General features: G+C 73.3%; 24 protein-coding genes. 9 read left to right on the top strand and 15 right to left on the bottom strand.

Annotated elements, in window-relative coordinates; genetic code table 11:
• Nucleotides 1-44 precede the first annotated feature (44 nt).
• Nucleotides 45-1,685 carry a glycosyl hydrolase family 18 protein gene (locus ACLQ2W_RS20035; protein ID WP_425787726.1) on the bottom strand — a complete coding sequence of 547 codons (1,641 nt, stop codon included), beginning with the start codon at nt 1,683-1,685 and terminating at the stop codon, nt 45-47.
• A 144-nt stretch (nt 1,686-1,829) separates the two neighbouring features.
• On the opposite strand from ACLQ2W_RS20035, the gene ACLQ2W_RS20030 reads away from it, so the two are divergent.
• Nucleotides 1,830-2,318, top strand: coding sequence for a glutathione peroxidase (locus ACLQ2W_RS20030; protein ID WP_425787725.1), 489 nt, complete (start codon nt 1,830-1,832; stop codon nt 2,316-2,318).
• 56 nt (nt 2,319-2,374) lie between these two features.
• Here ACLQ2W_RS20030 and ACLQ2W_RS20025 read toward each other — a convergent pair whose 3' ends face one another.
• Complete coding sequence (locus tag ACLQ2W_RS20025; RefSeq protein WP_425787724.1) at nt 2,375-3,181, bottom strand: SGNH/GDSL hydrolase family protein; 807 nt, start codon at nt 3,179-3,181, stop codon at nt 2,375-2,377.
• A gap of 214 nt (nt 3,182-3,395) precedes the next feature.
• On the opposite strand from ACLQ2W_RS20025, the gene ACLQ2W_RS20020 reads away from it, so the two are divergent.
• Nucleotides 3,396-4,079 (top strand): NADPH-dependent F420 reductase, encoded by a 684-nt coding sequence (locus tag ACLQ2W_RS20020; RefSeq protein WP_425787723.1) that lies wholly within the window; start codon nt 3,396-3,398, stop codon nt 4,077-4,079.
• A gap of 66 nt (nt 4,080-4,145) precedes the next feature.
• Here the strand turns inward: ACLQ2W_RS20020 and ACLQ2W_RS20015 are convergent, their stop codons facing one another.
• The 5 genes from ACLQ2W_RS20015 to ACLQ2W_RS19995 all read right to left on the bottom strand — a co-directional run bounded on the left by ACLQ2W_RS20015 (nt 4,146) and on the right by ACLQ2W_RS19995 (nt 7,840).
• Nucleotides 4,146-4,496, bottom strand: a complete 351-nt coding sequence (locus ACLQ2W_RS20015; RefSeq protein WP_281936668.1) for a DUF2203 domain-containing protein — start codon at nt 4,494-4,496, stop codon at nt 4,146-4,148.
• 92 nt (nt 4,497-4,588) lie between these two features.
• Nucleotides 4,589-5,398: a pyrroline-5-carboxylate reductase gene (proC, locus tag ACLQ2W_RS20010; protein ID WP_425787722.1), complete on the bottom strand. Its 810-nt coding sequence runs from the start codon at nt 5,396-5,398 to the stop codon at nt 4,589-4,591.
• An 87-nt stretch (nt 5,399-5,485) separates the two neighbouring features.
• Entirely contained in the window at nt 5,486-6,514 is a 1,029-nt protein-coding gene (locus tag ACLQ2W_RS20005) for a 6-phosphofructokinase (RefSeq protein WP_405094286.1), read from the bottom strand.
• 179 nt (nt 6,515-6,693) lie between these two features.
• Complete coding sequence (locus ACLQ2W_RS20000) at nt 6,694-7,197, bottom strand: pyridoxamine 5'-phosphate oxidase family protein (RefSeq protein WP_425787721.1); 504 nt, start codon at nt 7,195-7,197, stop codon at nt 6,694-6,696.
• A 145-nt stretch (nt 7,198-7,342) separates the two neighbouring features.
• Nucleotides 7,343-7,840 carry a polyadenylate-specific 3'-exoribonuclease AS gene (locus ACLQ2W_RS19995; RefSeq protein ID WP_281936680.1) on the bottom strand — a complete coding sequence of 166 codons (498 nt, stop codon included), beginning with the start codon at nt 7,838-7,840 and terminating at the stop codon, nt 7,343-7,345.
• Between the two features lie 248 nt (nt 7,841-8,088).
• On the opposite strand from ACLQ2W_RS19995, the gene ACLQ2W_RS19990 reads away from it, so the two are divergent.
• Nucleotides 8,089-8,781 (top strand): Crp/Fnr family transcriptional regulator, encoded by a 693-nt coding sequence (locus ACLQ2W_RS19990; RefSeq protein WP_091059444.1) that lies wholly within the window; start codon nt 8,089-8,091, stop codon nt 8,779-8,781.
• Between the two features lie 127 nt (nt 8,782-8,908).
• On the opposite strand, the gene ACLQ2W_RS19985 is transcribed toward ACLQ2W_RS19990, so the two are convergent.
• On the bottom strand, nt 8,909-9,082 hold the full coding sequence (locus ACLQ2W_RS19985) for a hypothetical protein (protein ID WP_405090570.1): 174 nt from the start codon (nt 9,080-9,082) through the stop codon (nt 8,909-8,911).
• A 211-nt stretch (nt 9,083-9,293) separates the two neighbouring features.
• On the opposite strand from ACLQ2W_RS19985, the gene ACLQ2W_RS19980 reads away from it, so the two are divergent.
• The gene (locus ACLQ2W_RS19980; protein WP_425787881.1) at nt 9,294-12,761 is read left to right on the top strand and encodes an ATP-binding protein; all 3,468 of its coding nucleotides are present in this window, start codon (nt 9,294-9,296) and stop codon (nt 12,759-12,761) included.
• Between the two features lie 3 nt (nt 12,762-12,764).
• Here the strand turns inward: ACLQ2W_RS19980 and ACLQ2W_RS19975 are convergent, their stop codons facing one another.
• Complete coding sequence (locus ACLQ2W_RS19975; RefSeq protein WP_396771359.1) at nt 12,765-13,457, bottom strand: lysophospholipid acyltransferase family protein; 693 nt, start codon at nt 13,455-13,457, stop codon at nt 12,765-12,767.
• A gap of 151 nt (nt 13,458-13,608) precedes the next feature.
• On the opposite strand from ACLQ2W_RS19975, the gene ACLQ2W_RS19970 reads away from it, so the two are divergent.
• Together ACLQ2W_RS19970 and ACLQ2W_RS19965 are read left to right on the top strand one after the other, a co-directional pair.
• On the top strand, nt 13,609-14,442 hold the full coding sequence (locus ACLQ2W_RS19970; RefSeq protein ID WP_405090571.1) for a DUF308 domain-containing protein: 834 nt from the start codon (nt 13,609-13,611) through the stop codon (nt 14,440-14,442).
• 171 nt (nt 14,443-14,613) lie between these two features.
• Nucleotides 14,614-16,032 (top strand): alpha,alpha-trehalose-phosphate synthase (UDP-forming), encoded by a 1,419-nt coding sequence (locus tag ACLQ2W_RS19965; RefSeq protein ID WP_425787720.1) that lies wholly within the window; start codon nt 14,614-14,616, stop codon nt 16,030-16,032.
• A 15-nt stretch (nt 16,033-16,047) separates the two neighbouring features.
• On the opposite strand, the gene ACLQ2W_RS19960 is transcribed toward ACLQ2W_RS19965, so the two are convergent.
• The 6 genes from ACLQ2W_RS19960 to ACLQ2W_RS19935 form a co-directional block, all read right to left on the bottom strand.
• Nucleotides 16,048-16,872 (bottom strand): alpha/beta hydrolase, encoded by an 825-nt coding sequence (locus ACLQ2W_RS19960; RefSeq protein ID WP_425787719.1) that lies wholly within the window; start codon nt 16,870-16,872, stop codon nt 16,048-16,050.
• Entirely contained in the window at nt 16,869-18,275 is a 1,407-nt protein-coding gene (locus tag ACLQ2W_RS19955; RefSeq protein ID WP_425787718.1) for a flavin-containing monooxygenase, read from the bottom strand. The genes ACLQ2W_RS19960 and ACLQ2W_RS19955 overlap by 4 nt, the downstream gene beginning before the upstream one ends.
• Nucleotides 18,276-18,758: 483 nt before the next feature.
• Nucleotides 18,759-19,454: an endonuclease/exonuclease/phosphatase family protein gene (locus tag ACLQ2W_RS19950; protein ID WP_425787717.1), complete on the bottom strand. Its 696-nt coding sequence runs from the start codon at nt 19,452-19,454 to the stop codon at nt 18,759-18,761.
• A 1-nt stretch (nt 19,455) separates the two neighbouring features.
• The gene (locus ACLQ2W_RS19945) at nt 19,456-20,403 is read right to left on the bottom strand and encodes an ROK family glucokinase (protein WP_425787716.1); all 948 of its coding nucleotides are present in this window, start codon (nt 20,401-20,403) and stop codon (nt 19,456-19,458) included.
• Between the two features lie 73 nt (nt 20,404-20,476).
• Nucleotides 20,477-21,190 (bottom strand): hypothetical protein, encoded by a 714-nt coding sequence (locus tag ACLQ2W_RS19940; RefSeq protein ID WP_425787715.1) that lies wholly within the window; start codon nt 21,188-21,190, stop codon nt 20,477-20,479.
• A gap of 41 nt (nt 21,191-21,231) precedes the next feature.
• Nucleotides 21,232-21,687 carry an SRPBCC family protein gene (locus ACLQ2W_RS19935; RefSeq protein ID WP_107159917.1) on the bottom strand — a complete coding sequence of 152 codons (456 nt, stop codon included), beginning with the start codon at nt 21,685-21,687 and terminating at the stop codon, nt 21,232-21,234.
• 98 nt (nt 21,688-21,785) lie between these two features.
• Here ACLQ2W_RS19935 and ACLQ2W_RS19930 point away from each other — a divergent pair, with 98 nt between their 5' ends.
• Genes ACLQ2W_RS19930 through ACLQ2W_RS19920 form a run of 3 tightly spaced genes read left to right on the top strand, consistent with a single transcriptional unit; the run spans nt 21,786 to nt 25,970 of the window.
• On the top strand, nt 21,786-23,585 hold the full coding sequence (locus tag ACLQ2W_RS19930; RefSeq protein WP_425787714.1) for an AMP-dependent synthetase/ligase: 1,800 nt from the start codon (nt 21,786-21,788) through the stop codon (nt 23,583-23,585).
• A 14-nt stretch (nt 23,586-23,599) separates the two neighbouring features.
• Complete coding sequence (locus ACLQ2W_RS19925) at nt 23,600-25,294, top strand: GAF domain-containing sensor histidine kinase (RefSeq protein WP_425787713.1); 1,695 nt, start codon at nt 23,600-23,602, stop codon at nt 25,292-25,294.
• A 7-nt stretch (nt 25,295-25,301) separates the two neighbouring features.
• Nucleotides 25,302-25,970: a response regulator transcription factor gene (locus tag ACLQ2W_RS19920; protein ID WP_007072219.1), complete on the top strand. Its 669-nt coding sequence runs from the start codon at nt 25,302-25,304 to the stop codon at nt 25,968-25,970.
• Nucleotides 25,971-26,019 lie beyond the last annotated feature (49 nt).

Raw genomic sequence — 26,019 nt, 5'->3', positions numbered from 1 at the left:
GTGCGGCCCCTCCCCGCCGGGTGGGTGGTGCGTCGGCCCTCGGCTCAGCCGAGACCGCCCTTGATGGCGCCGATCAGCTCACCGTTGCTGGTGTCTCCGGAGAGCTCCCAGAAGAAGGCGCCACCGAGGCCCTGGGTGTTGGCGTAGCTCATCTTCCCGCCGATGGTGGCCGGGGTGTCGTAGCTCCACCAGTTGCTGCCGCACTTGGCGTACGCCGTGCCGGCGACCGTGGCCGTGGCCGGGCAGGTGTTCTTGAGGACCTTGTAGTCCTCGATGCCGGCCTCGTAGGTGCCCGGGGCCGCGCCGGTGGCGGTGCCGCCGGGTGCGGTCTGGGTCACGCCGGTCCAGCCGCGTCCGTAGAAGCCGATGCCGAGCAGCAGCTTGTTGGCCGGCACGCCCTTGGACTTGAGCTTCTGGATGGCCGCGTCGGACCAGAAGCCCTGCTGCGGGATGCCGCTGTAGGAGTAGAGCGGGGAGTGCGGGGCGGTCGGCCCCTGCGCGTTGAACGCGCCGAAGTAGTCGTACGTCATCGGCATCAGCCAGTTGAGGTTGGTCGCCGCGCCGGCGTAGTCGGTCGCGTCGATCTTGCCGCCGTTGCTGCCGTCGGCGGTGATCGCCGCGGTGACCAGGAAGCTGGAGCCGAACTTGCTCCGCAGCGCCGAGATCACGTTCTTGAACGCGTTCGGGCCGCTGGCGTCGCACTGGAGGCCGCAGGCGTTCGGGTACTCCCAGTCGATGTCGATGCCGTCGAAGACGTCCGCCCAGCGCGGGTCCTTGACCAGCGAGTAGCAGGAGTCGGCGAACGCGGCCGGGTTCTGCGCGGCCTGGGTGAAGCCGGCCGACCAGGTCCAGCCGCCGAAGGACCAGAGCACCTTCAGGTTCGGGTACATCTTCTTCAGCTTGCGGAGCTGGTTGAAGCTGCCGCGCAGCGGCTGGTCCCAGGTGTCGGCGACGCCGTCGACGCTGTCCGCCGCGGTGTACGCCTTGTCGTAGTCGGCGTAGCTGTCCCCGATGCTGCACCGTCCGCCGGTGGTGTTGCCGAAGGCGTACAGGATGTGGGTCAGCTTCGCGGCGGAGCCGCTGGTGTGGATGTTCTTGACGTGGTAGTTGCGGCCGTAGACGCCCCACTCGGCGAAGTAGCCGACCACCTTCTTGCCACCGGTCGGCGGCGTGGTGGTGGGAGGCGGCGTGGTCGGCGGCGGCGTGGTGGGCGGCGCCGTCGTCGTCGGCGGCTTGGTGGTCGGTGCGGTGGTGGTCGGCGGGGCGGTCGTCGGGGTGCCGCCACCGGCGCAGGAGCCGCCGTTGACGGTGCAGTTCAGTGGCCCCTTGTACGCCCCGGTGCCGTTGTAGCCCCAGTTGAAGCTGGCCCCGGGCGCGAGCGACCCGGCCCAGCTCTTGTTCACCGCGACGTAGTGGTCGCCGGTGCGGGTCACGTCGGCGTCCCAGGAGCTGCTGATCGAGGTGCCGGAGGGCAGGTCGAACTCGATGCGCCAGCCGTTCACGCTGGCACCGGTGCCGTTGGTGACGGTCACCCGCCCCTCGTGACCGGTCCCCCAGTCCTGCACCTTGGTGAACGTGGCGGTGACGCTGCCGGCAGCCGACGCGGTGGTCATGGGCACCGCGGCGACCGCGAGCGCGACCACGGCGCCGGTGGCCCAGAGGGCCCGGCGGAGCGATCTCTTCATACGGCGTCTCCCCAAACAGTTAGGAAACTTTCCAGATTGATTGCTGAGACGCTACTCACGCCGTCATCAGTTCGTCAAGATGCAGATGCGTCGATTTCACGGGTGGCGCGGGGCGCGGCCGACGACGGCCCGTAGCCTCGTCGCATGACCGTTTTCGACGTGCAGATCGACGCCCTCAGCGGCGGCCCGGCCGACCTCGACCGCTACCGCGGCCGCGCCCTGCTGGTGGTCAACGTGGCCTCCCGCTGCGGCCTCACCCCGCAGTACGCGGGCCTTCAGGCGCTCGCCGACGCGTACGCGCAGCGCGGGCTCACCGTGCTCGGGGTGCCGTGCAACCAGTTCGCCGGCCAGGAGCCGGGCGGCGCGGCGGAGATCGAGGAGTTCTGCCAGGTGAACTACGGCGTGACCTTCCCGCTCACGGAGAAGGTCGACGTCAACGGCGCGGACCGGCACCCGCTCTACACCGAGCTGGTGGCCACGCCGGACGCCGAGGGGCACACCGGCGACGTGCGCTGGAACTTCGAGAAGTTCCTGGTCGCGCCGGACGGCGCGGTGGTCGCCCGGTTCGCCCCCCAGGTCACGCCCGACGACCCCGAGCTGCGGGCGGCGATCGAGAAGGTGCTGCCGGCCTGAGCGCACGCCGCGGCGGCGTACCTCCCGCCGGAGGCACGCCGCTCGCGGTGCGCGGGTCAGCCGGCCGCGGACCGGAAGACCGGGTAGTAGCCGCCGGACTGCCCGGCGGCCGTCGGGTGGTACGAGATGGTCAGGTTCAGCACGTTCAACGCGTGCAGCCACTTGGTGCCGTAGCTGCACAGCTGGTGCCCGACGAAGATGGACCGGACGTCGGCGAACGTGAAGCCGGCGGAGGTGGCGGCCGTGCGGGTGATGTCGTCGAGCAGGTTGATGCCCTCGTTGATCTTCGCCCGGGAGGTGGCGGTGAGTCCGACGCAGACGGTGCCGAGCTGGTAGAAGACCGGGTAGCCGACCACCACGACACGCGCCGAGGGGGCCCGGCTCTTGATGCCGTTGTAGACGTTGGCGAGCCGGCCGGGCATCTGGGTGCGGGCCACGTTCATGGCCGCGTTCACGGCCGACACGCACTGCGTCTCACCCTGGAGCACACAGGTGCTCATGATGTTGGCGAAGCCGACGTCGTTGCCGCCGATCGTGACGCTGACCAGCGTGGTGGTCGAGGAGAGCGCGGAGAGCTGGCCGTTGATCACGTCCGCCGTGGTGGCGCCGGAGCAGGCGACCGAGCGGTACGAGGCCGGCCGGATGTTGGCGTTGTAGAGCGCCGGGTAGGCGTTGGTGCTGCGTAGGCAGTTGCCGCTCTCCGAGGTGTAGCTGTCCGCGCCGACGCCGGAGGCGTACGAGTCGCCGAGCGCGACATACCGGTCGGACGGGGACGCCTGGGCGGGCGCGGCGGCCAGGGACAGCGTGACCCCGATCGAGGCGGCCAGGGACAGGGCGAGGGTGGCAAGACGGGATCTCCGCACGTCGCACTCCTGGGGGTGGGAAGTGGTGGTGAGAGATTGATATCAATGAGATCACTAAACAGGGAAGATCATCGATTCGCTGTCCCTGCCCATAGAGACTTGTCGTTACAAATCGTTGCCGGCCCGAGAAAGCAACCTGAAGGTTTCCGCCGGGCGAACAACCTACCTTCGCGGTCGGGAATGTGGTGGGGCCTCGACCGGGTTGGGACCGGACATGACAACTGTGGGACTGATCGGCAGCGGTAACATCGGCGGCACCGTGGCCCGGCTCGCGGTGGACGCGGGCCACCAGGTGGTGCTCAGCAACTCGCGGGGCCCCGAGACGCTCCAGGACCTGGTGACCGAGCTGGGCCCCCGGGCCCGGGCGGCCACCCCCGAGGAGGCGGCGACCGCCGGCGACCTGGTGGTCGTCACGATCCCGCTGCGGGCCTACCGCCAGGTGCCGGCCGCACCGCTCGCCGGCAAGATCGTGATCGACACGAACAACTACTACCCGGAACGCGACGGCAGCGTCCCCGAACTGGACGACGAGTCGACCACCACCAGCGAGCTGCTCCAGCGGCACCTGCCGGAGTCACGCGTGGTCAAGGGCTTCAACAACATCTACTTCGGGCACCTGCGGGCGCTGGGCCGCCCGGCCGGCGCCGCCGACCGGACCGCCCTGCCGATCGCCGGCGACGACGAGGCCGCCAAGGCCACCGTCACCGCGTTCCTCGACTCGCTGGGCTACGACGCCGTCGACGTCGGGCCGCTCGCCGAGGGCTGGCGGTTCCAGCGGGACACCACCGCGTACGCCGGTCTCTACGCCACCGACGGCGACTGGGAGCGGCCGGCGCCGGCCGGCGCGCAGCGGTTGCGCGCCGCGCTCGCCGCCGCCCGCCGCTACGCCGACGGCTGACGCACGTCCGTCCGGCGGCCGGTCACACCCGGCCGCCGGGCGGCGCCGGGCCCGCCGGTGACCGGTTCAGACCGGACGACGGCCGGCGAAGCCGCACTCCACCCGGTGGTACCAGCGGACGTCGGTGTCCCCCTCCAGCCAGCACCAGAGCACCGCGCGGCCGTCGCGCTCACCCGGGAAGTCGAGCAGCACCGGCGCGATGCCCTTGACCTCGATGTCGTGCTGGTGGAACTCGTCGACCACGGCGTGCAGCCGGGCCTCGATGGCCTTCACCTCGGCGAGCCCGCCGAGCGTGCTGGCGCCGTGGTCGGCCAGGTCGACCCGCAGCTCGGCGAGGTCGGCCCGCAACCTGATCAGCTCATCGACGCGGGGACGCAGGGTGGCCACCAGGTGTCGCGCCTGGGCGAGAGTGAACACCGGGCCAGTATGCGGCACATGCTCCGCCCCTGTCGCTGGAGCCTTCGCAGGCGATCGGCGGCCCGGAAACACAGGCAGTCGGGGGCCCGGCCTCACACCTGGGCGGCGAGTTCGCGGGCGCGGTCGCGCGCGGCCTCCAGCGCCGCCAGCATGGCCGCGCGTACGCCGTGGTTCTCCAGCTCCCGGATCGCGGAGATGGTGGTGCCGGCCGGCGAGGTGACCGCCTCGCGCAGCTTCACCGGGTGTTCGCCGGAGTCGCGCAGCATCACCGCGGAGCCGATCGCGGTCTGCACGATCAGCTCGTGCGCCACCTGACGCGGCAACCCGAGCAGGATGCCGGCGTCGATCATGGCCTCGACGAGCAGGTAGAAGTAGGCGGGGCCGGAGCCGGAGAGCGCGGTCACCGCGTCCTGCTGCGACTCGGGCACCCGGATGGTGGAGCCGAGCGGCGAGAACATCTCCTCGGCCAGCGCCAGGTGCGCCGCGGTGGCGTGCGCGCCGGGCGAGATCGCGCTCATCGCCTGGTCGACCAGCGCCGGGGTGTTCGTCATCACCCGGACCACCGGGGTGCCCTCGGGCAGCCGCCGGTTGAAGAACGCGGTCGGCAGGCCGGCGCAGAGCGAGATGACCAGCTTGCCGGCGGGGACCTTCGGGCCGATCTCGTCGAGCAGGGCGGCAGCGTCCTGCGGCTTGACCGAGATCGCCAGCACCTGGGCCTCACCCACCGCGGTGAGGTTGTCCACCACGCGTACGCCGTAGCGGTCGGTCAACTCCTGGGCGCGGGCCGGTCGGCGCGCGGTGGCGAGCAGCCGGTCCACCGGCCAGCCGGAGCGCAGCAGCCCGGAGAGCATCAGCTCGCCGATCTTGCCCGCGCCGATCACCGCGACCGTGTGCCCGCCCACCCGCGCCTCCTCGTTCGACTCCCGACGACTGTTAAGCGGGGCCCCCTGCTCTACGCCAGGCGTTAAGCGGGGGCCCCTCCTTGCACCTCAGCTGCCGAAGAAGACTTCGGCCTCCTCGTAGCGCTCCAGCGGGACGGTCTTCAGCTCGCGGGTGGCATCGGCCAGCGGGACACGGACGATGTCGGTGCTCTGCATCGCGACCATCTTGCCCCAGTCGCCCTCGTGCACCGCGTCGATGGCCTGGAGGCCGAGCCGGGTGGCGAGCACCCGGTCGAACGCGGTCGGGGTGCCGCCGCGCTGGATGTGGCCGAGCACCACGGTGCGGGCCTCCTTGCCGGTCTTCGCCTCCAACTGCTCGGCGAGCCACTGGCCGATGCCGCCGAGGCGGACGTGGCCGAAGGAGTCGAGCTCCTGGTTGTGCAGCACCATCTGGCCGTCCAGCGGCTGGGCGCCCTCGGCGACCACGACGATCGGGGCGTACTGGTGCTGGAAGCGCTTCTCGACGTAGCCGGCGACCTGCTCGACGTCGAACTGCCGCTCCGGCAGCAGGATCACGTTGGCGCCACCGGCGAGGCCGGCGTGCAGGGCGATCCAGCCGGCGTGCCGACCCATCACCTCGACGACGAGCGTGCGGTGGTGGCTCTCCGCGGTGGTGTGCAGCCGGTCGATCGCCTCCATGGCGATGTTGACCGCGGTGTCGAAGCCGAACGTGTAGTCGGTGGCGCCCAGGTCGTTGTCGATCGTCTTCGGCACGCCGACCACGTTGACGCCCAGCTCGTGGAGCTTGGTGGCGACGCCGAGGGTGTCCTCGCCGCCGATCGCGACCAGCGCGTCCACGCCCTGCGCGGCCAGGTTCTCCTTGATCCGCTCCACGCCGTTCTCGATCTTGAACGGGTTGGTGCGGGACGAGCCGAGGATGGTGCCGCCGCGCGGCAGGATGCCACGCACCTCCGCGATGCCCAGCGGCTTGGTCAGCCCTTCGAGCGGGCCCTTCCAGCCGTCCCGGAAGCCCACGAACTCGTGACCGTAGGTGGCGACGCCCTTGCGGACCACCGCCCGAATCACCGCGTTGAGACCAGGGCAGTCGCCGCCGCCGGTGAGCACGCCGATACGCATGATCTGCTCATCCTCCTGAAGCATCAGGTGAAGCCCGGATTAAGCCCCAGGATATGTGTCGGATCAGACCATCGGCGCCATTGCCGGCCCGGGGCGGGCCGTCACTGCGAACTGTAGTCGGCGTACGTGTACGCCGGCACCGCGCCCCGGCCCGTCCCGCCCGCCGGACCGGCTACCGGTCAGTAGCCGACCTCGCGGTTCTCCCCCGCCTTCGGCGGCTTCCCGGTCACCGCCGCCTTGGCGAAACCGAGCAGGTTGACCACCGTGCTGCCGGGCGAGTCCCAGTACTCCGCCGAGCCGGCGTGCACCTTGATCAGGGTGATCCCCGGCGTCTGGAGGCCGTCCGGGAACCACGCCTTGAGCAGCGGGTTCCACAGGTCCTTCGCGCGGTCGGCGTCCCACTCCTCGGTGGCGGTGCCGGCCACCGACACCCAGGCGTTGTGCTTCTGGTCGGAGAAGCCGACATTGACCTGCGGGTTGACCCGGATCTGCCGGATCTTGGCGGAGTCGGCGTACGCGAAGAACCACAGGTCGCCGTCGAAGTCGGCCTCCTGGAGGCCCATCGGCCGGCTGACCAGCCGCCCGTCGACGGCGCTGGTGGTGAGCAGGCAGATCCGGGCGTCCCGGATCAGCTCGGTGACCTTGCGCCGGGCGTCCGCGGCGCTGGTCGGTTCGTCGCTCATGGGGCACTCCTGTCTCGGATCGGCGTGATGCCGCCTCCGGTGCCCCGGGCAGAACGGGTCAAACCTGCCGTGCCAACTGGGCATGCGCTCACGGCCCTCGCTGCGCTCGGTGCGTTCGCTCATGCGGTGCCGACTGGGCCTGCGCTCAGCGCGTGGTCATCGCCCGCCAGCGGGCCAGGTTGTGCCGGGCGTCGACGAGCGCGTCGTGCCGGCCGGCCTCGGCCTCCGGCAGCCGCGGCCGGCCCCGGTCGTCCCAGAGTTGCCGCAGCTCCTTGGTGAACCGGGGGATCTCCCGGGGCAGCGCCGGCATGGCGCCCCAGAGCTGGGCCAGCACCACGTGGTCGTACGCGGCGTACCAGGCCCACAGCTCCAACTGCTCCCCCGGGCGGTCCCGCACCGGGGCCAACAGGAACTCGTGCAGGTCGTCCCGGATCCGCTCCCGGGAACGCCAGGCCCGGTCGGCCGGCGAGGGGAGCTTGTCCAGCACGTTGCGCCGCACCCAGGGCACCGCCCGGGAGTCGTCGAACTCGGTGGAGACCGCGTAGAACTCGCGGCCGTACTCGTCGACGACGCCGATCGACACCAGGTCGACGGTGCGGCCGTCCTCGATGAATTCGCAGTCGTAGAAGTAGCGGTAGACCATCGGTCCCATCCTCGCCCATCGGCTCCGCCGGGCCGTCGCCGGGGCGTCCACCGAGGTCGGCGCGGACCGGCCACCCGGCCGGCCATGGTCACGGAAGTGTCTCCGGGGGTGTACAGCACGCTACCGGCGCGTCATGATCTGATGTGTACCGCCGTCGGGCGCCGAACCGGTTGAACTGCCTCGTACCGGGACTGACCGCTTCACCCGGTGTGCGAGCTGGTGACTTCTGACCGGGGAGGGGTTGAGCCGTGGAGTCTCGCCTGCCGGAGCCGGGTGACGCGCTCACGGGCGTGGAGATGTTCGCCGGGCTGGAGCCGGAGGTGCGGCAGCGGGTCATCGCCGCGGCCGTGCCGCGCACGTACCGCAAGGGCCAGCTCCTCTTCGTCGAGAACGACCCGGGCGAGTCGCTGATCGTGCTGCGTCGCGGCGCGGTGGCGGTGTTCCGCACCGCGCCCACCGGCGAACGCGCCGTACTGTCGGTGATCCGACCCCCGGACGTGCTCGGCGAGGTCTCCCTGCTGGACGCCTCGACCCGGTCGGCCTCGGCGGAGGCGATCGAGGACTGCGCCGCGCTGGCGCTGTCCCGGCCCGCCTTCATGGAGCTGGTGCACTCCAACCCGCGCATCCTGGACGCGGTGATGCGCTCGCTCGGCCAGCTCATCCGCCGACTCACCGAGCAGAACGCCGACCACGTCTTCCTCGACCTGCCCGGCCGGGTGGCCAAGACGCTGGTCCGGCTGGCCGGCGAGAGCCAGGCCCCGATGATCACGATCGAGCTGAACCAGAGCCAGCTCGCCGAGATGGCCGGCGGCTCGCGGCAGAGCGTCAACCAGGCCATCGGCTCGTTCGCCAGCCGCGGCTGGCTGCGCACCGAGGGGCGCCGCATCGTGGTCACCGACGTGGCCGCGCTGCGCCGCCGCGCCGGCATGAGCGACCGCTAGCCCGACCAGGGCCGGCAGCCGGCAGGCGGACGACAGCCGGGAGCCGGACGACGAACGGGCCCGCCGGACGACGGCGGGGCCCGGCGGTCACCCGCCGGACCCCACCCGATGGCACCGTCGTGCCGCGTCAGTTGTCCTTGGTGTCCGCCGGCGGCGCGCTCGGGCCGGGCCCGATCTTCGACGGGTCGGTCTTCTTCGGCGGCGTGGTCGTGGTGGTCGTCGTGGTCTCGGTCGATCCGGTGCCCGTGGGCTGCTCCACCATGCCTTTTTCCTCCAGTTCGGCGAGTGTGACGGCGTCCACGTCGACCGTGTCGCCCGAGGCCCACACCGTCCCCCGTGGATCGGTCCATGAGGCGGAAAGCCGGACGTGCACGGCACTCTCCCTGTCGACGGGACTTCCTGCTAGGGGAGACTAGACCCGGCCGAACAGCCGCGACGTCCCGCCGACCCGTCGGGTACCCGACTGGCCGACCGCGCGGGACAATGGGGACCTCACGCGTACGGAGCCGGACATCGACCTCACCTGTGGACACTGCGCCCGGACCGCCGGGCCGGACGACCGCTTCTGCGGCGGGTGCGGCCGGCCGCTCGCGGCGGCCTGTCCGGGCTGCGGGCACGCCAACGACGTCGGCACCAACTTCTGCACCAGTTGCGGCCAGCCGCTGCGCGACCACGCGATCGCGGTGCAGGAGGACCGCCGGCAGGTCAGCGTGCTCTTCATCGACATCGTCGACTTCACCACGTACGCCGAGCGGGCCGACCCGGAACAGGCCCGCGGCCTGCAACAGGTCTACTTCGCCACGGTACGCCGGCTGGTGCACCAGTACGGCGGCGTGGTGGAGAAGTACATCGGCGACGCGGTGATGGCACTGTTCGGGGCGCCGGTGGCGACCGACAACGACGCGCTGCGCTGCGTACGCGCCGGTCTGGAGCTGCAACGGAGCCTGGCCAAGCAGCCGGCCGGCCCGCACCCGCCGCTCGGTTTCCGGGTCGGCATCGCCACCGGCGAGGCCCTTGTCGACCTGGCCGCGGCGCGCGACGGCGGGCAGGCCTTCGTCACCGGCGACGTGGTCAACACCGCGAGCCGGTTGCAGGCGCTGGCCCCGACCGGCGGCGTGGTGGTCGACGAGAGCACCTGGTCCGCCACCCGACGCGAGATGGAGTACGCCGACCAGCCCCCGGTGACGTTGCGCGGCCGGTCGGCGGTGAGCCGGATCTGGCTGGCGGTGCGGGCCCGGCCCCGGCGCGACGGGCAGGGCGCCGAGCTGACCCCGATGGTCGACCGGGACCACGAGCGGGGACTGCTGGTCAGCGCGCTGCACCGCACCGTCACCGAGCGCACCTCCCAACTGCTGACCGTGTTCGGCCCGGCCGGGGTGGGCAAGAGCCGGCTGCTGCGCGAGCTGGCCCGGCACGCGGCGAACCTGCCCGGCGCGCGGGTCACCTGGCTGACCGGCCAGTGCCCGCCGTTCGGCGAGAACGTCACCTACGCCGCGCTCGCCGACATCGTCCGCAGCTGGGCCGGGCTGACCGGCGCCGACGACCCGGCCGGCACCCGGGAGCGCCTGCGCGAGCGCCTGGGCCGGCTCGCCGAGCCGCACGCGGTCCGGCTCGCCGAGGCGCTCGGCCCGCTCGTCGGCGTCTCCGGCGAGCGGCTCACCTCGGCCGAGACCGAGGCGGCGTGGCGGCGCTTCCTGCTGGCGCTGGCCGCGACCGGTCCCACCGTGCTCGTCTTCGAGGACATGCACTGGGCGGACGAGGCGATGCTCTCCTTCGTCGAGCAGCTCGGCGCGGCGGCCCGCAACGTGCCGCTGCTGGTCGTCGCGACCGCCCGGCCGGAGCTGCGCGAGCGGCACCCGGCCTGGACCGGGACGATCAGCGGCGCGATGTCCATCTCGGTGCCGCCGATGCACGACGGGGACATCGACACGCTCTACTCGCTGCTGCTCGGCCAGGCCACGCTGCCCAGCGAGGCCCGCGCGCCGTTGATCGAGTTCGCCGACGGCAACCCGCTCTACGCCCAGGAGTACGCCCGGATGCTGCTCGACGGCGGGCTGGTCGAGCGCTCGGCCGGCGTCGGGCGGCTCGATCCGGCCGCGGGCGCCGGGATGCCGCGTACCGTCCAGGCGGTCATCGCCAACCGGTTGGACCTGCTCGACCCGGCGGACCGCGCGGTGCTCCAGGCCGCCTCGGTGGTCGGCGTGCAGTTCTGGGCCGCGCCGGTGGCGCTGGCCCTGGGCCGGCCGGCGGAGTGGGTGGGGCGGGCGCTGCACCGCCTCCAGCGCCGCGACCTGGTCTTCGAGCTGCCGGTCTCGACCATGCCCGGCCAGTCGGAGTACCGCTTCCGGCACGTGCTGGTCCGGGACGTCTGCTACCAGCGACTGCCCCGCGCGGAGCGGGTCGTCCGGCACCAACGCGCCGCCGACTGGCTGGAACAGCTCGCCGACGGCCGGCAGCACGACCTGGCCGAGGTGCTGGCCAACCACCGGTGGGCGGCGCACGAGATCGCCCGGACGGTGGGGCTGGACCAGGCGCCGTACGCCGTCGCCACCCGGTCCGCGCTGCACCGGGCCGCCCGCCGGGCGTACGAGCTGCACGCGCTGGAGACCGCGGCCACGCTTGTCGCCCGCGCGCTCAGTGTCGAGTGCGGGCCGGACCCGGCGCTGGAGCTGTTCCAGGCCGAGCTGGCGTTCTACACCGACCGCGACGGCTTCCTGGTCGACGGCGGCGCGGAACTCCTCACCGGCCTGGCCGGGCGGCTGGCCGACGCCGGCGACCTGCCCGGCGCGGCGAAGGCGTGGCGGCTGCTGTCCACCGCCGCCTGGGCCCGGGCCGACCGGTCGGAGACGCGGCGCTGCCTGGACCGGGCGATCCGGCTGCACGCCGAGCTGCCGGACAGCGAGGACAAGGTCGGCGCGCTGCTGGAGCTGGCTCGGGCGCACATGCTCGACGCGGAGACCGAGCCGGCCTGCGCCGCCGCGCGCAGCGCCGCCGAGCTGGCCGAACGGCTGGAGCTGCGCGAGGCGCGGGCCAACGCCCGGATCACGCTGGCGGTCGCCCGCTACCAGGCCGGTGCCGAGGCGGCGTACGCCGAGCTGGCCGAGGTCACCGAGGAGTGCCGGGTGGAACGGCTCACCAGCCGCCGCCGCGCGGTGCACAACCTGGCCTGGGCGTTGCAGGAGGAGGGGGACCTGGCCGGCTCGGCCCGTCTGGTCGACGAGCAGCGCTCGCTCGACCTCGCCGACGAGCACGGCCTGACGGCCAGCTTCAGCGACCAGTGGGCCCGCTCGTACTACCGCGGGGACTGGACCGCCGCGCTGCGGATGGCCGAGGGGTCCACGCGGCGGCCGACCGACGAGTGGGACCTGCACATCGTGGCGGTCTCCGGCTGGATCCGGGCGCTCGGCGACGACCCGGACGACGGCGACGCCGCCCCGGACCTGGTGGACCAGGCGCTGGTCGCGGCCCGGCGCAGCGGCTTCCACCGGGTGCTGCGGTCCACCGTGGCGCACGCCGCGCTCTGCCGTGCCGTGCAGGGTCGGCGGGACGAGGCGCTGGCGTTGCTCGCCGAGCTGGACGAGGACTGGCGGCGGACCCGGATGATCCCGTTCGCCGAGTGGGTGCCGGCGATCGGTCACGTCGCCGGCCTGCTCGGCGGCGACGCGGCGGTGCTGGTGCGCGACCTGCTGGGCCGCGCGCCGCGCGCCACCCGCTGGGCGCGCGCGGCCGGGCGGTCCGCCGACGCGGCGCTGGCCCGGCGCGACGGGGACGCCGCCCGGGCGGGCCGGCTGTTCACCACCGCGGCGGCGGACTACGCGGCGATGACCGACGTCACCGACCAGATGATCGCCTCCGCGCTGGCGGTGGGACCGCTGGCCGAGGCGGATCCGCCGGCCGCGGCGGCGACGCTGGCCCGGGTACGCGTGTTCGCGGACCGGCACGCCGCCGCCGGCCTGCTCCGGGTCGCCGGGGCGGGTTGAGCGTCAGGCGGGGACCGGCTGCCGGGGCGGGTTCTTCGCCTTCTGCGCGTACGTGTCGACGTACTCGCGACCGGACAGCTCCATCAACTCGTACATGATCTCGTCGGTGACCGCCCGCTCGACGAACCGGTCGCCGGCCAGGCCGGCGTAGCGGGAGAAGTCCAGCGGCGGGCCGAAGCGGATCCGGACCCGACCCAGGTTGGGCACGATCTGGCCGGTGGGTTGGATGGCGTCGGAGTTGAGCATGGCCATCGGGACCACCGGGGCGCCGCTGGCCAGCGCGAGCCGGGCCACCCCGGTCTTGCCCCGGTAGAGCCGGCCGTCCGGGGACCGGGTGCCCTCCGGGTAGATGCCGGCGATGCCCCCGGCGCGCAGCACCCGGAGCTGGGTGTCGAGGGCCGCCCGGGCGGCCTGGCCGCCGGAGCGGTCGACCGGGATGGTGCCGGAGCCGACGAAGAACATCTTGGTCAGCCACCCCTTGAGGCCCTTGCCGGTGAAGTATTCGGCTTTCGCGATGAAGGTGACTTTTCGCTTGACGATCAACGGTGTGAAGATCGAGTCGGAGAACGAGAGGTGATTGCTGGCCAGGATCACCGGGCCGGTGGCCGGCACGTGCTCCAGCCCCTCGACCTGCGGGCGGAAGACCAACCGCAGCAACGGGCCGAGGATGATGTACTTCAGCAGCCAGTACAGCACCGGGGTCCTTCCGGGAGAGGTGGCGACACGCGGGATCGTGCGGGACGAGGGTACGAACCACGTACGCCGCGCCACAACGCACTCCCGGAACCGGCCTCCGACGTGTCAGGATTCAGGGCACGACGTCAGGCCGTGGCGAAGGGGGTGGCCGGTGTCAGGGGGCGGGGCCCGTCGAGGGCGGCGGGACAACGGGCTCGACGCGGCCGAGTACGCGGTCGCGGGCGACGTGGATCCGCGCGTCGGTGAGCACCTGCTCGACGTGCTGGCCGCCGGCGGCATCGCCGCCTACCTCCAGCCCTCCGCCGACCTCAACCCGGTGACCCGCACCACCACGGTGCCGGCCCGACCGGTCGACCGGCTCTACGTCGACCGGTCCCACCTCACCACCGCCCGGGACTACCTCACCCAGCTCGCCGACGAGGGGGCCGAGCCGTCCCGCGCCGACGAGCCCGACATCGAGGCCGAGTGGGCCAAGATCGTGGCGGGTTTCCACACCGCGCCGGCCGCCGGCAGTCACCCCTGGCCGGCCGCCGAGGACGTCGACGACCCGGCCGCGCCGGGCGGCGCCGCCGCCGGCCGCGCCGAGGAGCCGGCCGGGCCGACCGCCACGGACGTGCGCCGGCTGCCCTACGCCGCGGACGTGTCCGGCATCTCGCTGAGCCGCGGTCGGCACGACGAGCCGTCCCTGCTGGACGGGTTGGACACGTTCGGCGCCGACCTGCCGGGGGACGCGGAGGAGGAGCACTACACCCCGCCTCCGCCGCCGCCGTTGCCGCGCTTCTCGAAGTACGCGGTGCTGGGCGTGCTCTGCATCGTGGTCGGGTTCCTGTTCTTCCTCTCGCCGACCGTGATGTCGCTCGTCGACCCGTCGGTGGTGACCGTGCTCGGCTTCACCGGCATCCTGGCCGGTTTCGTGATGCTGATCTGGCGGCTGCGCCCGGGCGACCGGGACGACCACGACCCGGACGACGGCGCGGTCGTCTGAGCCGCCGCGGCGGTTGCCCGGATCGCGGGACGCGGTACGCCCCGCGGCGATCCGGTAACAGGGGTGTAACTTACGGTCAGTAGGAATACCGCTGAACGTCACGTCCCGCACCGGCTGTCCGGTTTGCGCTTTCTCCGGTGGCCGGTACCCCTGCTGAGCGGATTGCCCGAGATGCGACAGAGCCCCCTCGTGGTGGTGGCCAACCGCCTCCCCATCGACGACAGTGTGGCGCCGGACGGCGCCTTCGAGTGGCGCCGCAGCCCTGGCGGCCTGGTGAGCGCCCTGCACCCCCTGCTCCGGCACACGCCCGCGACCTGGGTGGGTTGGGCCGGCGGCACCGGCCCGGCACCCGCCCTGCCCGACGTGGACGGTGTCCGGATGCGCAGCGTCCCGCTGAGCGCCGAGGACTTCCGCGACCACTACGAGGGCTTCGCCAACGCCACCCTCTGGCCGCTCTACCACGACGCGGTCGAGCAGCCGGAGTACCACCGCCGCTGGTGGGAGGCGTACCAGCGGGTCAACCAGCGGTTCGCCGAGGCCGCCGCCGAGGTGGCCGAGCCGAGCGGGCTGGTCTGGGTGCAGGACTACCACCTGCAACTGGTGCCCGGGATGCTCCGCGCGCTCCGCCCGGACCTACGGATCGGTTTCTTCCTGCACGTGCCGTTCCCCCCGCCGGAGCTGTTCATGCAGCTCCCCCGCCGGGCCGAGCTGCTGCGCGGGATGCTCGGCGCCGACCTGATCGGTTTCCAGCGGGCCCAGGCCGCGCACAACTTCGCCCAGCTCGCCGCCAAGGTGCTCGGCCTGTCCGCGAGCGACCGGCGGATCGGCGTCGACGACCGGGTGGTGCGCATCGGCGCGTTCCCGGTCGCCATCGACACCGCCGAGATGTCCGCGCTCGCCGCCCGACCCGAGGTGGCCGAGCGGGCCCGTCGGCTCCGGCAGGATCTCGGCCAGCCCGAGCAGGTGATCCTCAGCGTCGACCGGATGGACTACACCAAGGGCATCGAACAGCGCCTCAAGGCGTACCGGGAACTGCTGGCCAGCGGCGACGTCAAGGTGCGGGACACCGTGCTGGTGCAGGTGGCGGTGCCCAGCCGGGACCGGGTCGCGCAGTACCAGATCCTGCGCGACCGGGTGGAGCACCAGGTGGGGCGAATCAACGGCGAGTTCGGCCGGGTCGGTGAGCCGGCGATCCACTACCTCACCCAGCCCTTCGACCGGGCCGAGCTGGTGGCGCTCTACCGGGTCGCCGACGTGATGGCGGTGACGCCGCTGCGCGACGGGATGAACCTGGTGGCGAAGGAGTACGTGGCGGCCCGGGTGGACGGCACCGGCGCGCTGCTGCTCAGCGAGTTCGCCGGCGCGGCCGCCGAGCTGGAACAGGCGTACCTGGTGAACCCGCACGACCTGGACGGGCTCAAGCAGGGGCTGCTCGCCGCGCTGCGGGCCGGCCCGGAGGACGTCGCGGCCCGGATGCGCGCGATGCGGGAGCACCTGGCGCACAACGACATCCACGCCTGGGCGGCGTCCTACCTGAGCGCGCTGGAGGAGAGCGGGTCGCTTGTCGGCCGCCGGGCCACCCTGCGGTGACCCGGCGCCCGGCGCTCAGCCCGGGGTGGGCGCCGGGTCCTTGTCCAGCCAGTCCAGGACCGCGTCGATCGGCTCCCGCCAGCGGGCGTCGAGCATCAGGTCGTGACCCATGCCGGGGAAGAGCAGCGGGGCCGAGGCGTACCGGCGGGCCGCCCGGGTGAGCGCCGTCGCCGGCAGCACCCGGTCGTCGGGACTGCCGAGCACCAGCACCGGCGGCCGGCCCACCGCCGGCTCCGGCTGCCGGCCGGTGAGCAGTTGCCACTGCGCGCGGCGGCCGGCCCGGCCGAGCCGCGCCATGTGCCGGCGCGCGTCGGCGTCGGGCAGTTCCCGGCTGAACAGTTGCCGCCGGTTGAGCCGCAGCCCGGCGCCGAAGACCGCCGGCACCGTGCCGGCCGGGTTGCGCCGCAGCGCCGCGCCGAACGTCCCCCAGCCGCCGAGCACCGGCGCCACCAGCACCGCGGCCCGCGCCGGGTAGCGGGACATCGCATGCGCCACCACCCGGGCGCCGGCGCCGTGCCCCACCAGCACCGCCTGCCGCGGCAGGCTCGCCGCCACCTGCGTCACGTCATGGGTGTACGCGCGCAGCGTCGCGTCCGGCGCCGGCTCGCTGTCGCCGTGCCCGCGCAGGCTCAGCGCGTACGCCGGGAAGCCGCGACCGGCGGCGTGGCCCAGCCAGTGTTCGGCGAACGCCCACGCGCCGTGGCCGAAGCCGGGCACGAACAGCAGCGGCGGCTTGGCCTCATCCTGCTCGGGCAGCGCGGCCAGCACCTCGCGGCGTACCGGCCGCTCCGGCCGGGCCCACTCCCAGGCCCGGACCACCCGCACCCGCTCGCTGGTCATTTGTCGTCCTCCAGCTCGTGCAGGGCACGCTGCAACGCGCGCAGGTAGTCGGCGTGCCCGACCTCGAACCAGTGCCGGGTGCTGTCCTTGACCTTTGCCGAGTACCGCTCGCCGAGGCCGGCACGGACCCGGCGGTCGAACGCGGCGACCCGCTCCGGCCGGGCGATGCGCAGGGTGAGCAGCCGGGCGAAGAGCACGCTCTGCCAGTGCGAGATGGTGAAGATGCCGGAGTCCGGCTGCACCAGGCCGACCACGGCCAGCGTGGGATGACCGGCGGTGAACGCGTTCAGCCACAGGCGGGGCCGGCCGGAGCCGTCCTCGTCGCCGAGCACCCGGCCGTGCAGGAACTCGAAGCGCGGCAGGTACCCGGTGGCGAAGACGACCAGTTCCGGGTCGATCCGCCGGCCGTCGCTCAGCTCGACGGTGCGGTCGTGGAAGCGGGTCACGTCCGGCACCGGGGTGATCTCGCCGTGCCCGACGTAGTACACGAGTTGGCTGTTGGCGATCGGGTGCGTCTCGTACACCCGGTGGTCGGGCTTCGGCAGGCCGAACCGGGTCAGGTCGCCGACGGTCAGCCGCAGCGTCCAGTGGTAGAGCCACTGCCGCACCCGCAGCGGCACCCGCAGCGCCAGCAACGTGTCGTTGACCTGGTCGGCCGGGCGGCCGAGGACGTACTTGGGGGCGTACCAGTAGCCGCGCCGGGTGGAGTGCCAGCAGTGGGACGCCTGCTGGGCCGCCTCGACCGCGATGTCACAGCCGGTGTTGCCGGCGCCGACCACCAGCACCCGCTTGCCGCGTAACTGGGCCGGGTCCTTGTAGGACGAGGCGTGCATGACCTCGCCCCGGAACTCCGCCAGCCCTTCGTACTGGGGCAGCTTGGGCGACCAGTTGTGGCCGTTGGCCAGCACCACGCCGGCGTAGCGGGAGGTGCGCTCCGGGCCGTAGCCGCCGGTGCTGCGGGTGGTCACGTCCCACCGGTCCCCCTCGACCGGCTCGACCCGGACCACCTCGGTGCCGAACCAGACGTGCTGGCGCAGGTCGAAGTGGTCGGCGTAGCGCTCGAAGTAGGACAGCAGCTGGCTGTGGTGCGGGTAGTCCGGCCAGTCGTCCGGCATCGGGAAGTCCGGGAACTGGGTGAACGGGCGGGACGAGATGAGGTGTGTGCTGCCGTAGACCGGACTGCGGTCGTGCCGCCAGTTCCACGCCCCGCCGACGCCGGTCTCCCGCTCGTAGCAGTCCACGCCGAAGCCGGCCTCGCGGAGGTTCTTGACGGCGGTCAGCCCGCTGGCACCGGCGCCGATGACGCAGACCGTGTCGCCCCGGTCGGAGACCGGGCGGTCGTCCCGGCTCGGGACGGCCGCGGGGTCCGGTTCGGGGCGGCCGAGATCGGTGGAGGAGGACACCGGGAAATCTCCTTTGTGCGGCACGCGTGCCGGGTCGGTGCGAAATCCTGCCGAGAATGCCCGCCGTTGTCCAGCCGCCCGGAAGTCGGCACGGCTCACCCGGGCGGACCGCCTGACACTGGGTGACCGCCCACCTCTTCACGCACGGTGAGCGCCGCGCGGCGCGGCGGTCCTGTCGGTCCGACGCCTTTGCTCTGCAGCCACGAACGCAGCACGGCCGTGAGCTGGTCAGGTACCGAAGGGCCGCGACGACGAGCCGTGTCACGTCGATCACCCTGGGTAGCCGATGCTTATGCGGCTGCAGAGCAAAGGCGCCGACAGGTCGGCCACCCCGGCCGCCGACACCTCACGTTCCGTCACGGCCGGGTCGCGACCACCAACGCACCCGCTCCGAGCCCCGTCTGCCGGCCCGAGCCACGGTCGGACCGGAGCGGGCCACCGGCCGGATTTCGCCCCGGACCACCGGTCCGGCCGCCGCGGCGGTCAGCCGGCGGCGGGCAGCAGCAGGTCGACCAGGACCGGGAAGTGGTCGCTGGCCCGGCGGGTCCGCGGCGTGTCCACCACGTCGTAGTCGACCACGGTGATCCGCGGGTCGACGAAGAGCGCGTCGATGCGGTGCCGGGGATCGGCGCAGGAGAACGTGTGCCGGTCGGCCCGGTCGGCGGCGACCGCGGTGTCGGTCAGCCCCTCGGCCACGGTCCGCCAGGCCGGTCCGTCCGGCCCCTCGTTGAGGTCGGCGCCGGCCACCACCGGCAGCGGGGACGCGGCCAGCTCCCGCTTGAACGCCGCCGCCTGGGCCGGCCGCTCCGCCGGGTCGGTGGACAGGTGCGAGCCGGCCAGCAGGAAGTCGACGCCACCCACCCGGCACCGCGCGTACGCGGCCCCGCGCAGGTGCCGGCCCGGCGTCAGCGGGTAGCGCGTGCACCGGGTCTCGGTGACCCGTACCCGGAGGCTGGTCAGCAGCAGGTTGCCCAGCGACGGCAGGCCGCCGGCGGCGACCACCAGGCCGAACGAGTCGGCCAGCGTGGCGCACTTCTGCCGCCACCGGAACCGGCGCGGCCCCTCCTGGACGATCACCACGTCCGGCGCGGCCTCGCGGACCACCTCGGCCAGCGCGGCGGTGTCGTCGCGCTGGCTGTGGACGTTGTAGGACAGCACCCGCAGCGGCACACCCGACACGTCAGATCCTCCGGGCCAGGTCGGCGGCGCCGATCACGCCGGCGGTGTTGCCCAGCTCGGCCGGGCGCACCTCGGCGACGGGCAGGCGGCTGCGCTGGGCCAGCGCGTCGGTGAACGACCGCCGGGTCGGGCCGAGCAGCAGGTCGCCGGCGTCGATCACGCCACCGCCGACCACCAGCACCTGCGGGTCCAGGATCTGCGCCATGTCCGCGAGGCTGGTGCCGAGCCAGCGCCCGACCTGGGCGAACGCCTCGGTGGAGACCGGGTCGCCGTCCTTGGCCGCGGCGGTCACCATCGGACCGGTGATCGCCTCCGCCTCGCCGTCGGCCAGCTTCAGCAGCGCGGTGGCCCGGTGCGGTTCCTGCCGGGCCGCGGCGCGGGCGAAGCGGACCAGCGCGCTGCCGCTGGCGTACTGCTCGATGCAGCCGAGCCGGCCGCAGCCGCACTGGTGGCCGTCCGGCACGGTGAGCATGTGCCCCAGCTCGGCGGCGATGCCGTTGGCGCCGCGGACCAGCTCACCGCCGAGCACGATGCCGCCGCCGACGCCGGTGCCGATGGTGAACATGACCATCGAGTCGTCGGCGTCCCGGGCCGCGCCGTAGCGGAACTCCGCCCAGGCGGCCACGTTCCCGTCGTTCTCCACGATCACCGGCAGCCCGGTGGCGTTGCTGACGTACTCGCGCAGCGGCTCGTCCCGCCAGGCCAGGTTGGGCGCGAAGAGCACGGTGGAGCGGGTGGCGTCGATCCAGCCGGCCGCGCCGATGCCGACCGCCTCGACGGTCCGGCCGGAGGTCAGCTCCGTGACCACCTCGATGATGACGTCCCGGGTCTTGGCCACGTCGTCGGCGGGGGTGTCCCGTCGCGTCTGCACGAGTACCGCGCCGGTGTCGTCCACGACACCGCCGGCCACCTTCGTGCCACCGACGTCGACTCCGATGGTCAGCGTCACCGCTGCCACTCCCCTCTGCTGTGCTGCCCCGGGCGCCGGCCGAACCGGCCGTGCGATCCGGGATGTCCGGTGGTCAGGCCCCGTCGCCTGGTGCGTCCGCGTCCGCGCCCGCCTCGTCGGGCGCCCGCGAGGCGGGCACCGTGGGACGGCCGGCCGGCGGCCGGCTCGTCGCCGGCCCCGCCGGCCCGGCGGCGTCGACGGGCGGCTGCGACGGCTCCGGCTCGGCGTGCCTGCCGCCACGCCGCGACCCCGAGCCGTCGGAGGCACCCGGATCGGCCGCGCCCTCCCCCCGGGTGGCGGCGGACCACACGTCCTGCTCGGGTGCCGGCTGAGAATCATGCCCGGTACGGGTCGCCTCGCGCCACACGTGGTCCCCCGCCCCGGTCGGCGCGGGGCCGCCGGGGCCGGTCGGCGTCGCCTGGCCCGGCGGGTCGGCCGGTGTCGCCGGACCGGCCGGTTCCGCCGGGGCGAACGCCCGCAGCAGGCTGGCCACACCGGCCGCCAGGTCACCGGCGCCGGTGGCGAGCCGCTCGGCGAATTCCGGACTCGGGTCCCGCAACGCCGCGATCCCCCGGCAGACCGGGCAGACGCAGCATTCCGGCGAGCCGGTGGCGAAACCGGCGCCGGTGCCGGTCGGGATGTGACCGAGGACACCCGAGAGGATCCCACCGAGCGGGCTGCGGCCCCCGGCGCCGGACGAGGCGGCGGCCATCCGCGCGGTGGCCAGCAGCGTGACGACGAGGCGCTCGGCCTCTTCCCGGGCCGAACCCGGATCAGTGGTGCCCATGGTTCGGCTCCTCCAGCGTGACGACCGGGACGGCGATCGGATCAGTTGGCCGCACCGGGTGCTTCTACCCGGCGCTTGAGCTGCTTCAACGCCGTATCCATGATCATTTTTTCGGCCTTGCGGCGGAACATGCCGAGCATCGCCACGGACAGCTCCACCTCCAGCGTGTAGGTCACCGTGGTCGTCCCGTCCGGGTTGCCGACCAGGTCGTACGACCCGCGCTGGGACCGCTGCATCGTCGACGGCGCGACCAGGTGCCACTCGATCCGGGAGATGTCCTCGGCGTACTCGTACGCCAGCACGTACTCGTCGGCCAGCACGCCCGCGTCAAGCGTGAACCGGACCTGGCTCGCGTAGCCGTCCTCGTACTCCTCGATCACCTCGGCCCGGCGCACCGACTCGGTCCACTCCGGGTAACGGGGGAAGTCACAGATGACGGCCGCCACCTGCTCCGGTGACGCGCCGACGATGATCGACTGGGTGGAGGAGTCCGCCATGGGGGGAGGCTACCCGGCTCTCCACCGGGGCGGGCGGGTAGGTTTCGACAGAGCCGACCAGGCCGGCCCGGCGCCGGTGCGAGCACGAGGGAGTGCAGGTGCGCGAGTTCTCCGTCCCGCCGATCGTCACCGTCGGCGACGCGGCCAACCTGACCGACCCGGTCTGGGAAAACGCCGAGGTCGCCCCGGACACCGTGCAGTTCGTCCGGCCGGCCGGCGACGCGGGGCCGATCGAGGTGACCTGCCGGCAGTTCCGCGACGAGGTGGTCGCGGTGGCCCGGGGCCTGATCGCGGCCGGCGTGTCCCCCGGCGACCGGGTCGCTCTGATGAGCCGCACCCGCTACGAGTGGACCCTGCTCGACTACGCCATCTGGGCGGCCGGCGCGGTCACCGTGCCGATCTACGAGACCTCCAGCGCCGAGCAGGCCGCCTGGATCCTCGGTGACTCGGGCGCGGTGGCCGTGGTGGTGGAGAGCACCGCGCACGCGGCGCTCGTCGCCGGCGTCCGGGACCGGCTGCCCGACCTGCGCGAGGTCTGGCAGATCGAGCTGGACGCGGTGCACGAGCTGGTCACCGCCGGCGCCTCGGTGGACCCGGCCGAGGTCGAGGTGCGCCGCTCGACGCTCAAGGCCGACGACCTCGCCACGATCATCTACACCAGCGGCACCACCGGCCGGCCGAAGGGCTGCGTGCTGACCCACCGCAACATCTACGCCGACATCGCCAACGCGGTGCCGGTGCTGCCGAACCTGTTCCGCCAGGGCGCCTCCACCCTGCTCTTCCTGCCGCTGGCCCACGCGTTCGCCCGGCTGATCCAGGTCGGCGTGGTGCAGGCCCGGGCCACCATGGCGCACTGCGCGGACACCAGCGACCTGGTCGGCGCGCTCCAGGAGTTCAAGCCGACGTTCGTGCTCTCCGTACCCCGGGTCTTCGAGAAGGTCTACAACGGCGCGCGGCAGAAGGCCGAGGCGGACGGCAAGGGCAAGATCTTCGACCGCGCCGAGAAGGTCGCCATCGCCTGGAGCGAGGCGCTGGAGACGCCGGGCGGGCCGGGCCTGGCGCTGCGTGCCCAGCACGCGCTCTTCGACCGGCTGGTCTACGGCAAGCTGCGGGCGGCGCTGGGCGGCCGGTGCCGCGACGCGATCTCCGGCGGCGCGCCGCTCGGCGCCCGGCTCGGGCACTTCTTCCGGGGCGTCGGGGTGACCGTCTGCGAGGGGTACGGCCTCACCGAGACGTCGCCGGCCGCCGCCGCGAACCTGCCCACCGGCACCCGGATCGGCACGGTCGGCCGCCCGCTGCCCGGCGTCACCGTCCGGATCGACGACGACGGCGAGATCCTGATCTCCGGCGACATCGTCTTCCAGGGGTACTGGCACAACGAGGCGGCCACCGCCGAGGCGCTCACCACCGACGGCTGGTTCCGCACCGGTGACCTGGGCCAGCTCGACGCGGACGGCTACCTCAGCATCACCGGCCGGAAGAAGGAGATCATCGTGACCGCCGGCGGCAAGAACGTCGCCCCGGCGGTGCTGGAGGACCAGGTCCGGGCGCACCCGTTGATCAGCCAGTGCGTGGTGGTCGGCGACCGGCAGCCGTTCATCGCGGCGCTTGTCACCATCGACGAGGAGGCGCTGCCGAAGTGGCTGGCCGGGCACGGGCGCCCGGAGACCACGAGCGCCGCCGAGCTGCGCGACGACGAGGCGCTGCGGGCCGAGGTGCAGGGCGCGGTCGACCAGGCCAACCAGTCCGTCTCCAAGGCCGAGGCGATCAAGGTGTTCCGGATCCTCCCCCGGGACTTCACCGAGGCGACCGGCGAGCTGACCCCCTCGCTCAAGGTCAAGCGGCAGGTCGTCCACAAGACGTACGCCACGGAGATCGCGGAGATCTACCGGCGCTGACTACGATCCGTCAGGTGCCCGCCTCCACATCCGGACAGCCGCAGACGCAGCTCCTCGCGGTCGCGGCCCGCGCGGTTCTCCTCGCGCTGGTCGCCGCCCTGACCCTGTTCGCCACCCGCGACGCCACCGAACTCTGGTGGATCGCCCTGCTCGGCGTCGCCGGGCTACCCGCCGTCCTGGCCCCGCAGCACCGGCTGCTCACCCCGATCAGCCGCTTCGCCGAGGTGGTGGTGCTCGGGCTGGCCGCCAGCCAGGTCGCCGCCGGCGCCCACCTCACCGGCGTCACCGACGGGCTGGGCGCGTCGGCGGTGCTGCCGTACCTGGCCGTGCCGGTCACCGTGACCGCGCTGCGCCGCCGGTTCTCCGAGGGCGCCGCGCTGCTCGCGGTCACCGCGGCGACGCTGCTGGTCAGCGCCGCGTTCACCGAGGTCGGCGGCGAGCCGCAGCTCGGCCAGCTCGGTTACCTCGCGGTCTGCGCGCAGTGGCTGATCCTGGCCGGCCTCGGCCTCTACACCGCCGGCACGCTCCAGCGGGTGATGCGGGTCCGCGGCGAGGGCAAACCCCAGCCGTACGCCGAGGCCACCCGGCTGTTGACCCAGCTCCGGACGGTGGCCCGGCAGCTCCCCGGCGCCACCCTGGACCCGGGCGGCATCTCCGAGCACCTGCTGGAGGAGCTGCGGGTGGTGGCGAAGACCGACCGGGGCGCGGTGCTCTCCGCCAGCGGCGGCGGCCGGCTGGTGGTGCTCGCCCAGATCGGTGCGGACCGGGTCGACTGGGAGACCACGCTCGACGCCGACTCCGCCATCGCCGACGCCTGGGCCAGCCAGCAGCCGACCGTCTCGGCCCGCTCGCAGGCCCGGTCCCGGCACTCCGGCGAGGTGTCCGCGCTGATCGTGCCGCTGGTCGCCGGCGTACGCACGGTCGGCCTGGTGGTGATCGAGGCGGACACCGGCGCCGCGTACCCGCCGCCGGTGGTGTCCCGGGTGACCGCGCTGACCGGCCCGGCGGCGCTGCGGCTGGAGGCGGCGCTGCTCTTCGACGAGGTGCGCTCGCTGGCCACCAACGAGGAGCGGCAGCGGCTGGCCCGGGAGATCCACGACGGGGTCGCGCAGGAGCTGGTGATGGTCGGGTACGGCATCGACAACGCGCTGGCGTACGTCGACGAGGACCCGAAGGAGACCGCCGAGGCGCTGCGTACGCTGCGGCACGAGGTCACCCGGGTGATCCAGGAGCTGCGGTTGAGCCTGTTCGAGCTGCGCAGCGAGGTGGACCGGCACGGTGGGCTGGCGGCGGCGATCGCCGAGTACGCCCGCACCGTCGGCGCCTCCGGCGGCCTGCGGGTGAACCTCTCCCTGGACGAGTCCACCGCCCGGCTGCCGGCCGCCACCGAGGCCGAGTTGCTGCGCATCGCCCAGGAGGCGGTGACCAACGCGCGCAAGCACGCCGGCGCGTCGAACCTCTGGGTCACCTGTGAGGTGGATCCCCCGTACGCCCGGATCGAAGTGTCGGATGACGGTCACGGCATCGGTGACCAGCGGCCCGAGGGGCACTATGGTCTTGCGATCATGGCGGAGAGGGCGGAACGTATCCGAGGCCGGTTGGAGATCAGGCCGCGGCAACCCAGCGGCACAACCGTGGCGGTGGTACTCGGCTCGTCGCCCCGGCGCGATAAGGTGCGCGGCAGCGCCGCAGCAGCAGAAGGGGAGTAACCCGAGGATGACCACTAGCCCGACACCGGCCACCCGGACCAAGGTCCTCCTTGTCGACGATCACGACCTGATCCGCAAGGGTCTGCGGCACGCCTTCGAGCGGGACCGGCAGTTCGAGGTCGTGGGTGAGGCCGCCACGGCCGCGGAGGGCGTGCGCCAGGCCGGCGCGCTCCAGCCCGACGTGGTGATCATGGACCTGCGACTGCCCGACGGCAGCGGTCTGGAGGCCACCCGCGCGCTGCGCAAGTCCAGCGCCTCGATGGGCATCGTGGTGCTCACCATGTACGCCGGTGACGACCAGCTCTTCGGCGCGCTGGAGGCGGGGGCGAGCGCGTTCGTCCCGAAGACCGCCCCGGCCGACGAGGTGGTGGCCGCCGCCCGGCACGCCGCCTCCTCCCCCAGCGCGTTCACCGCGGCCGACCTGGCCGAGGCGATGAAGCGCCGGCTGGCCCCGTCCGGTCCGCAGCTCTCCCCCCGCGAGGGGCAGGTGCTGCGGCTGCTCGCCGACGGCATGAGCGTGGCCGGCATCGCCAAGCAGCTCTTCGTCAGCGAGTCGACCGCCAAGACCCACATCTCCAAGCTCTACGAGAAGCTGGGCGCGGCCAACCGGGCCCAGGCGCTGATGACCGCGCTGCGGCTGGGGCTGCTGGAGGCCCCCGACGCGCCGAAGTTCTGACGGCACCGCCGGAGAGGCCCCGTCCGCACGCCGGACGCGGGCCTCTCCG

Origin of the sequence: Micromonospora sp. DT227, assembly GCF_049841835.1 — a bacterium.
Taxonomy (GTDB): Bacteria; Actinomycetota; Actinomycetes; order Mycobacteriales; family Micromonosporaceae; genus Micromonospora.
Note: the sequence above shows the minus strand (reverse complement) of the source record. Positions and strands in the feature narration are given on the sequence as shown.